General features: G+C 56.5%; 9 protein-coding genes. 5 read left to right on the top strand and 4 right to left on the bottom strand.

Annotation, left to right across the window (positions count from 1 at the left end):
- A partial coding sequence (locus F8N62_RS05005; protein WP_150709903.1) for a DUF1120 domain-containing protein occupies positions 1-353 on the bottom strand: 353 nt, incomplete at its 3' end.
- Between the two features lie 341 nt (positions 354-694).
- On the opposite strand from F8N62_RS05005, the gene F8N62_RS05000 reads away from it, so the two are divergent.
- The 4 genes from F8N62_RS05000 to F8N62_RS04985 all read left to right on the top strand — a co-directional run bounded on the left by F8N62_RS05000 (position 695) and on the right by F8N62_RS04985 (position 3,394).
- Entirely contained in the window at positions 695-1,327 is a 633-nt protein-coding gene (locus tag F8N62_RS05000; protein ID WP_150709902.1) for a response regulator transcription factor, read from the top strand.
- Positions 1,328-1,548: 221 nt separating this feature from the next.
- On the top strand, positions 1,549-2,019 hold the full coding sequence (locus tag F8N62_RS04995) for a nuclear transport factor 2 family protein (RefSeq protein WP_150709901.1): 471 nt from the start codon (positions 1,549-1,551) through the stop codon (positions 2,017-2,019).
- 39 nt (positions 2,020-2,058) lie between these two features.
- Positions 2,059-2,370 (top strand): GIY-YIG nuclease family protein, encoded by a 312-nt coding sequence (locus F8N62_RS04990; RefSeq protein ID WP_150709900.1) that lies wholly within the window; start codon positions 2,059-2,061, stop codon positions 2,368-2,370.
- Positions 2,371-2,458: 88 nt separating this feature from the next.
- The gene (locus tag F8N62_RS04985) at positions 2,459-3,394 is read left to right on the top strand and encodes a glutathione S-transferase family protein (protein WP_150709899.1); all 936 of its coding nucleotides are present in this window, start codon (positions 2,459-2,461) and stop codon (positions 3,392-3,394) included.
- Between the two features lie 129 nt (positions 3,395-3,523).
- Here the strand turns inward: F8N62_RS04985 and F8N62_RS04980 are convergent, their stop codons facing one another.
- Together F8N62_RS04980 and yejK are read right to left on the bottom strand one after the other, a co-directional pair.
- Positions 3,524-3,874, bottom strand: a complete 351-nt coding sequence (locus tag F8N62_RS04980) for a glutaredoxin family protein (protein WP_150709898.1) — start codon at positions 3,872-3,874, stop codon at positions 3,524-3,526.
- Entirely contained in the window at positions 3,874-4,878 is a 1,005-nt protein-coding gene (yejK, locus tag F8N62_RS04975; RefSeq protein WP_150709897.1) for a nucleoid-associated protein YejK, read from the bottom strand. The genes F8N62_RS04980 and yejK overlap by 1 nt, the downstream gene beginning before the upstream one ends.
- Before the next feature lie 485 nt (positions 4,879-5,363).
- Between yejK and F8N62_RS04965 the strand changes: the two genes are divergently transcribed.
- On the top strand, positions 5,364-5,645 hold the full coding sequence (locus F8N62_RS04965; protein WP_007905514.1) for an HU family DNA-binding protein: 282 nt from the start codon (positions 5,364-5,366) through the stop codon (positions 5,643-5,645).
- A 167-nt stretch (positions 5,646-5,812) separates the two neighbouring features.
- On the opposite strand, the gene rlmF is transcribed toward F8N62_RS04965, so the two are convergent.
- The gene (rlmF, locus tag F8N62_RS04960; protein ID WP_150709896.1) at positions 5,813-6,835 is read right to left on the bottom strand and encodes a 23S rRNA (adenine(1618)-N(6))-methyltransferase RlmF; all 1,023 of its coding nucleotides are present in this window, start codon (positions 6,833-6,835) and stop codon (positions 5,813-5,815) included.
- Positions 6,836-7,051 lie beyond the last annotated feature (216 nt).

Here is a 7,051-nt window from a genome sequence, read left to right as displayed (position 1 = left end):
ATTTCGAAGCCCCCGATCCTCTCATCGTTTGGGGTTCGGCCCAGGCCATACATATGCGTTAGGTAAGCTGAGTTCGGATTGTTATCTGCCAGGTCCAGCGCAAACGTTGTGGCTGCATTGCAATCAACACTTAGCTGCAACGTTTTTTGGCCTAAATGGGTAGGCAAGTTTGGTTTTAGATCCTTGGAGGAGGTTTTCGCATAATCAACAACACCGCCACCGGACAGGCTTGGTTCACACGCCATTGGCGTGATGAAGCCCGTCACGGTTAGCTCCGTACTGGACGCTGCGTAAGCGGACGACGCACTGCTGAGCAGCAATGCGACCGTCAGCAGGGATAAACGCTTGTTCATGTGTCGGCTCTTCCTTGATGAAAGATTGTCGTAAAGGGACAGGTCGCAATTTAAAGGTCGTGCTCGGAGGGGGGAATGCAATTAATACGAAAATTGAAGGCGTGATATGTGAAATATTGTCGTGAACTACAAATGGTCTGTTTGTGACGATTTCAGTAGTCCATTGGCGTAATGCTTGTAGCTTAAAAATGTAGGGCGGTTCTTATTGTTTTATAGGATAAGTTACAGGGCCCCGAATACACTGAGCCAAGCGATTTTACGATTGAAATTGGTCGTTGTGGTCGGCACGGGACGGCGCTATTTTTCGCGCATTCCAACCACAAAACAGGATTAATCCGACAATGCGCGTCATCATCGCTGACGATCATCCTGTAGTCCGCATCGGACTGCGGATGCTCGTAGATCTGAACCGGACATGTGTAGTCGTGGGTGAAGTCGATGGCCCTGACAGCCTCTTGAGCCTGCTGTGCGCAACCCCCTGTGATCTTTTGATCACGGATTTTTCCATGCCCGGCAACGCCCAGGCCGATGGCTTGAAAATGCTCAGCCGGGTGCGGCGCAGCTACCCGACGATGCCGATTATTCTGGTGACGATGTTTTCCAACGTCACGGCGCTGAGAATGGCTTTGGCTCACGGCGTGATGGCGATTCTCGACAAAGGCGCGTCGGCGATGGAGTTGCCAATGGCGATCAAATCAGTGAGTGAAGGCAACCTGTTTATCAGCGCGTCGTTACGTACGTTATTGCTTCAGGCAGACGCACGGGCACAATCAAGTTCCGCTTCTCTGTCAGCAAAAGAGCACGAAGTTGTAAGAATGCTCGCCAGCGGTATGACTGTCAGTGAAATTGCCGGTCATTTTAAACGCAGTGTGTCGACCATCAGCAAACAGAAGAAAATGGCCATGCATCGATTGGGGCTTACTACAGATGTCGATCTTTTTTCCTACGCTCGGGAGAGCGGTATGGTCCATTAGGGATTTAGCATTTAGTTGTCAGGTTGACGGTTGTTTAATTATGCAAAGTTTCAATTAAGGAATGGATGCAGGATTAAACAATGCTGCTGGAGGTAAGAAACATCACTCGGATAGTCTTACGGATACGACGATCCCCCTATTTTTGTGGTGAATGCCCATAGTCTTTATCTTCCTCGCGGATTATCGTGCTGGCCTATTGATGATATCCGCGGAGCTTTCCCATGAGTGATGCCCACAACGCCTTGATCAGCCGTTTCTACGAGGCGTTCCAGCGCCTGGATGCCGAAGCCATGAGCGCCTGCTACACCGATGACGTGGTATTCAGTGATCCGGCGTTCGGCGAACTGCGTGGTCGTGATGCCGGCGACATGTGGCGCATGCTCACCACCCGGGCCAAGGACTTCTCCCTGATCTTCGATGATGTGCGCAGCGATGAGCGTACCGGCGGCGCGCATTGGGTTGCGACGTACCTGTTCAGCCAGACCGGCAACACCGTGGTCAACGACATTCAGGCGCGTTTCGTCTTTCGCGACGGCAAGATCTGCGAGCATCACGACAGTTTTGATCTATGGACCTGGTCGCGCCAGGCGCTGGGCATCAAAGGCTTGTTGCTGGGCTGGACACCACTGGTGAGAAACGCCGTCCGCGCCCAGGCCTTGAAGGGCTTGAAGGCATTTCAGGCTAGTCGCTGATAAGATCGCGGCTTGTTTCCTACAAGCCTTGATCGTCACGTGAGCAACCCCAGCGAAAATTCTCTCGGCACCGATTCTCCGGTGAGCAAGCCCTGGTTCGTTTACCTCGTTCGCGCGGCCAATGGCTCGCTTTACTGCGGGATCAGCGACGATCCCGTACGTCGCTTCGCCAAACACCAAAGCGGCAAAGGCGCACGCTTCTTTCTTTCCAGCCCGGCCACGGCGTTGGTTTACACCGAAGTCTGCCGCGACAAAAGTGACGCGTTGCGCCAGGAGCGCCTGATCAAAAAACTCAGGAAAAGCGCCAAGGAATGCCTGGTGGCGACCTTTGCTGCGGGCTTATCAATCTGATTGATCAGTTCCCATCAGGCAGACCCGTAGGCTGCCCGAGCTTTGCACGCTAAGCTGCGAATTCCTTTTCCGTGCGGCGGAGCCGAGCATGTCCGAGTTGATTCTTCATCATTACCCGACGTCCCCCTTCGCCGAGAAGGCCCGCCTGTTGCTGGGCTTCAAGGGGTTGTCCTGGCGCTCGGTGAAGATCTCGCCGGTGATGCCCAAACCTGATCTGACGGCATTGACCGGTGGCTATCGCAAGACGCCGGTGTTGCAGATTGGCGCGGATATTTACTGCGACACGTCGTTGATTGCCCGTCGTTTGGAGGAGGAAAAAGCGCTACCGGCGTTCTTTCCGGAAGGTCAGGAAATGATTGCCGCGACCTTCGCCGCGTGGGCCGATTCGGTGGTGTTCCAGCACGCTGTCAGCCTGGTGTTTCAGCCGGAATCGGTCGCGGTGCGTTTCGGCCATCTGCCGCCGGAAGCCATCAAAGCGTTCCTCGCTGATCGCGCCGGGCTGTTCAGTGGCGGTAGCGCGACGAAGTTGTCGGCCGAGCAGGCGCGGCATCAATGGCCGACGATCATGGCGCGTCTGGAGCAACAGCTTCAGCGCGAGCAGGGGGACTTCCTGTTCGGCGAGCCGTCGATTGCCGATTTCGCCTTGGCACATTGTCTGTGGTTCCTCAAGGCGACTCCGGTGACTGCGCCGTTGGTCGATGCATACCCGGCGGTCGCCGCTTGGTATGCGCGGGTGTTGGGCTTCGGTCATGGCGCGTCCAGCGAGATGACGTCAGAGGAAGCGTTGGTAGTGGCGCGCGACGCCACGCCCGCGGCGCTGCCGGATGAGCAGTTCGATGAACCGAATGGTTTTGAGGCGGGACAGCAGGTGGTCATCGCCGCGACTGATTACGGTGTTGATCCGGTGGCAGGAGAGCTGTTGTTTGCGGGTCGCGAAGAATTGATTGTGCGCCGAGAAGACGAACGTGGCGGTGTGGTGCATGTGCACTTTCCGCGGTTTGGGTTTCGTATCGAAAAACGCTGACACAACACAAACCTGTGGTGAGGGGATTTATCCCCGTTGGATTGCGCAGCAGTCCCTGTTTTTTGGGGCCGCTTCGCAGCCCAACGGGGATAAATCCCCTCACCACAGGGTTGGTGTGGTTTCTGAAAGCTATTTCAGGGCTGCGAGGATTGCATCCGGGTCATACCCGCGAATCAACGTTCCGTTTACATCAATGATCGGAATCCCGCCGCCGCCCAGCGCTTCATATGCCTTGCGCGCCTCGGCATCTTTCTCGATATCGAATTCTTTGTACGGAATACCTTTCTGATCGAGAAAACGCCGGGTCAGTTTGCAGTACCCGCACCATTCAGTGGCATAGAGCACGACGTCGGCCTTGGCCTGGGTCTGTTCCGACACCACCTGCGATGGGTTGAACACCCGCTCGATCTTGCCCCAGTTCTGATAGACCACCACCACCAGCAGGATCAGCAGGAATTTCTTCAGCACGCCGCCGAGCATCAGTTGCGTCGCTTGAGCTGATCGGTCAGCTGCGTCGGCAAGCCCTTGATGATCAGCGTGCCGGCTTCTTCGTCGTATTCGATCTTCGAGCCCAGCAGGTGCGCTTCGAAACTGATCGACAAGCCTTCAGCGCGGCCGGTGAAGCGGCGGAACTGGTTCAGGGTGCGTTTGTCTGCCGGGATCTCCGGTGACAAACCGTAGTCCTTGTTGCGGATGTGATCGTAGAAGGCTTTCGGGCGTTCTTCGTCGATCAGCTCCGAGAGTTCTTCGAGGCCCATCGGCTCGCCGAGTTTGGCCTGGCTGCTGGCGTAATCCACCAGGGTCTTGGTTTTCTCGCGGGCGGACTCTTCCGGCAGGTCTTCGCTTTCCACAAAATCGCTGAAGGCTTTGAGCAGGGTGCGGGTTTCGCCGGGGCCGTCGACCCCTTCCTGGCAACCGATGAAGTCGCGGAAATACTCCGAGACCTTTTTGCCGTTCTTGCCTTTGATAAACGAAATGTACTGCCTGGATTGCTTGTTGTTTTGCCACTCGGACACGTTGATCCGCGCCGCCAGGTGCAATTGCCCCAGGTCCAGGTGACGCGACGGGGTCACGTCCAGTTGATCGGTCACTGCAACGCCTTCACTGTGGTGCAGCAGCGCGATTGCCAGGTAATCGGTCATGCCTTGCTGATAATGCGCAAACAGCACGTGGCCGCCCACGGAGAGGTTCGACTCTTCCATCAGCTTCTGCAGGTGTTCCACCGCCACACGGCTGAACGCGGTGAAATCCTTGCCGCCGTCGAGGTATTCCTTCAGCCAGCCGCTGAAGGGATGCGCCCCGGACTCGGCATGGAAAAACCCCCAGGCCTTGCCTTGTTTGGCGTTGTAGCTCTCGTTGAGGTCGGCCAGCATGTTTTCGATGGCGCTCGACTCGGCCAGTTCAGAGTCGCGGGCATGCAGAACTGCGGGCGTGCCGTCGGGTTTTTTGTCGATCAGGTGGACGATGCAATGACGGATCGGCATGGGTTTCTCGGCTGTTTGAAGCGGCTGGTTGGAGAGAGCAGGGCAGGCTCCCGAAAAGCGCCAAGTGTACCGTAGCGCGTCTTCCTGTAGGAGCTGCCGAAGGCTGCGATCTTTTGACTTTGATTTTTAAAAGTAAGATCAAAAGATCGCAGCCTTCGGCAGCTCCTACGGGGGGGTAGAGGCAATTTTGGGGTGTCGGGCGGTGCTTATGCAGTTTTTTCCCGTTTTAGAGCAATAAAGCTGACCAAATGGGTAGCTAGAGGCGGATATTTCCCCGTCGCTGTGCTAGTTTTGCCCGGTCTTACGCGAAGTCACTGCGTTAAGCGTGCATTCAGCATTTGTCAGGTCGAACCAAACCCTGATTTCGGTATCTATAACCCCGATCCCGTGGTTATTGGCCGAGGGTGCCAGATCCAGAAGATCGGGCTCGATGGCTGACACTGCACTCTGCAATCCATATGAATTTGATAGGGAAGGAACACTACATGGCTCTTACTAAAGACCAACTGATCGCCGACATCGCTGAAGCTATCGACGCGCCAAAAACCACCGCGCGTAACGCTCTGGACCAACTGGGCCAAATCGTTGCCGATCAGCTGGAAAACGGCGGCGAAATCACTCTGCCAGGTATCGGCAAACTGAAAGTGACTGAGCGCCCTGCCCGTACTGGCCGTAACCCTTCGACTGGCGCTGCCATCGAAATCGCTGCCAAGAAAGTTATCAAGCTGGTTGTGGCCAAAGGCCTGACCGACGCTGTTAACAAGTAAGACGCAGTAAAAAAAACCGTGCTCCGGAGCGATCCGGGCACGGTTTTTTTGTGCCTGCTATTTGGCGACGGCGTCGCCAAAAAAAGATCGCAGCCTTCGGCAGCTCCTACAGGGAAATACCCAAACCTTGTAGGAGCTGCCGGAGGCTGCGATCTTTTAATGTGTTCTCAGCTTTTACGCGCCCAACGCTCGCGCCACACCTGTTGTTCGGATTTGGTCTGGAAGGTCCAGGCGACGAAGCGGCTTTGCTTCTGTCCCTGAGACATTTCCACCACCTGGCTTTCCAGCACGCCGGCCTTTTTCAGCGCGGTCTGGATCGAAGGCAGGTTTGAGGCTTTCGAGACCAGGGTGCTGAACCACAGCACTTTGTGCTGAAAGTGCGCGCTCTCGGCGATCAGTTGCGTCACAAACCGCAATTCGCCACCTTCACACCACAGTTCGGCAGACTGGCCGCCAAAGTTCAGCACCGGCAACTTGCGTTTCGGGTCGGCACGGCCCAGGGCGCGCCATTTGCGCTCGCTGCCCTTGGTCGCTTCGTCCATCGAAGCATGGAAGGGCGGGTTGCACATGGTCAGGTCGAAGCGTTCGCCGGGTTCGAGCAGGCCCAGCAGGATGTGCTTGGGATTGCTTTGCTGGCGCAACTGGATGGCCTTGTTCAGGCCATTGGACTGCACGATGGCTTTGGCGGCGGCCACGGCTGTCGGGTCGATTTCCGAGCCGAGGAAGTGCCAGCGGTAGTCGCTGTAACCGATCAACGGATAGACGCAGTTGGCGCCCATGCCGATGTCGAGCACCTTGACCGGCGCGCCACGCGGGATTTCGCCGTCGTTGACGCTGGCCAGCAGGTCGGCCAGAAAGTGCACGTAATCGGCACGCCCCGGCACTGGCGGGCAGAGGTAGTCTGCCGGAATGTCCCAGTGGGCGATGCCGTAGAACGATTTCAGCAGCGCCCGGTTGAACACGCGCACCGCGTCCGGGCTGGCGAAGTCGATACTTTCCTTGCCATACGGATTGATGATCACGAACTTCGCCAGCTCCGGCGTGGTTTTGATCAGCGCCGGGAAGTCGTAGCGACCCTGATGGCGATTGCGCGGGTGCAGGCTGGCCTTTTCACGCGGTTCCACGGCTTTGGCCGGGGTGGCGGAATCAGGCTTCTTGCGCGCGGGGCGGGGTGTGCGAGGGGCGTTCATGGGTGTGATCGATTCGGGTATGGCTGAAAGTGGCGGGTATTGTCCCACATCCAGGCGTTGTGAACCCAATTGTGACAAACACTGCAAATCCCCCTGTAGGAGCTGCCGCAGGCTGCGATCTTTTGATCTTGTTTTAAAAAAATAAATGCAAAAGATCGCAGCCTGCGGCAGCTCCTACACAGGGGATCTGTGGGGTTTGGAGACAAAAAAGGGAGG

This window comes from Pseudomonas fluorescens, assembly GCF_902497785.1.
Taxonomy (GTDB): domain Bacteria; phylum Pseudomonadota; class Gammaproteobacteria; order Pseudomonadales; family Pseudomonadaceae; genus Aquipseudomonas; species Aquipseudomonas fluorescens_BO.
This window is presented reverse-complemented; position numbering and strand designations above follow the sequence as displayed.

Excerpts from the sequence above, each read along its gene's own strand:
- F8N62_RS04980 (WP_150709898.1), bottom strand. The coding sequence starts at position 3,874 with ATGCTCGGCGGCGTGCTGAAGAAATTCCTGCTGATCCTGCTGGTGGTG.
- F8N62_RS04965 (WP_007905514.1), top strand. The coding sequence starts at position 5,364 with ATGGCTCTTACTAAAGACCAACTGATCGCCGACATCGCTGAAGCTATC.
- rlmF (WP_150709896.1), bottom strand. The coding sequence starts at position 6,835 with ATGAACGCCCCTCGCACACCCCGCCCCGCGCGCAAGAAGCCTGATTCC.
- yejK (WP_150709897.1), bottom strand. The coding sequence starts at position 4,878 with ATGCCGATCCGTCATTGCATCGTCCACCTGATCGACAAAAAACCCGAC.
- F8N62_RS04985 (WP_150709899.1), top strand. The coding sequence starts at position 2,459 with ATGTCCGAGTTGATTCTTCATCATTACCCGACGTCCCCCTTCGCCGAG.
- F8N62_RS05000 (WP_150709902.1), top strand. The coding sequence starts at position 695 with ATGCGCGTCATCATCGCTGACGATCATCCTGTAGTCCGCATCGGACTG.
- F8N62_RS04995 (WP_150709901.1), top strand. The coding sequence starts at position 1,549 with ATGAGTGATGCCCACAACGCCTTGATCAGCCGTTTCTACGAGGCGTTC.